Here is a 767-nt window from a genome sequence, read left to right on the forward strand (position 1 = left end):
GGCTTTGTAGAGTATGAAGACAATTTAAGTCAAAAAGACGATTGCTGGATTTATAATGATGCCAAGGCGTATTGTTGTGCCAAGATTTACGATAGTGCTAAGGTTTATGATAAAGCACAAATTGGTGATTGTGCCGAGATTTTTGGCAATGCAAAAATTTATAATAACGTCAAAATATATGATGGACATATTTTTGGACACACACAAATTTATGGAAATGTGATTATTTATGCCGATTCAAGAATTTATGGCAATGTAAAAATTTATGATAATTCAGAAGATTGTAAACAAACTATGACCGCCCAGAACGGCGACTCTTCAACAAAAGACGACATTCCTTTCTAGCAACACAAACCAACTTTTAACACCAGCGTGATTCACACCACGGGTGAATTGCGCGCAATGTAGGAAATCAAGATGAAAAATTCTACTTTTTTAAACGAAATGGCAGAAAAATATGGATTTTCTGCTGAAGAATTTCGAACCACAATCATAAAAACTTGTATTGGAGATAAAAATGCTAATGTCATCACTGATGCAGAATTTGCCGTTTTTCTTTTTGTTGCCAATACTTATGGACTTAACCCTTTAACAAAAGAAATCTATGCACTCCCTAAAAAAGGCGGCGGCATCATACCCGTTGTTTCTATCGACGGTTGGATAAAGATCATCAAATCAAATCCTGACTTTGATGGCATGACCTTTCAAGATCAACTCAATGATGATGGGAATATCATTGCTATCAAATGTGCTATTCGTCTCAAAGG

Annotated in this window: 2 protein-coding genes; both read left to right on the top strand. The window is 35.5% G+C overall.

Annotation, left to right across the window (positions count from 1 at the left end; all coding sequences use genetic code 11):
• A partial coding sequence (locus ACFINY_RS09825; protein ID WP_375701076.1) for a hypothetical protein occupies positions 1 to 345 on the top strand: 345 nt, incomplete at its 5' end.
• A 72-nt stretch (positions 346 to 417) separates the two neighbouring features.
• A partial coding sequence (locus ACFINY_RS09830) for a recombinase RecT (protein WP_375701077.1) occupies positions 418 to 767 on the top strand: 350 nt, incomplete at its 3' end.

This window comes from Bartonella sp. AA23NXGY (assembly GCF_042197165.1).
Taxonomy (GTDB): Bacteria; Pseudomonadota; Alphaproteobacteria; order Rhizobiales; family Rhizobiaceae; genus Bartonella.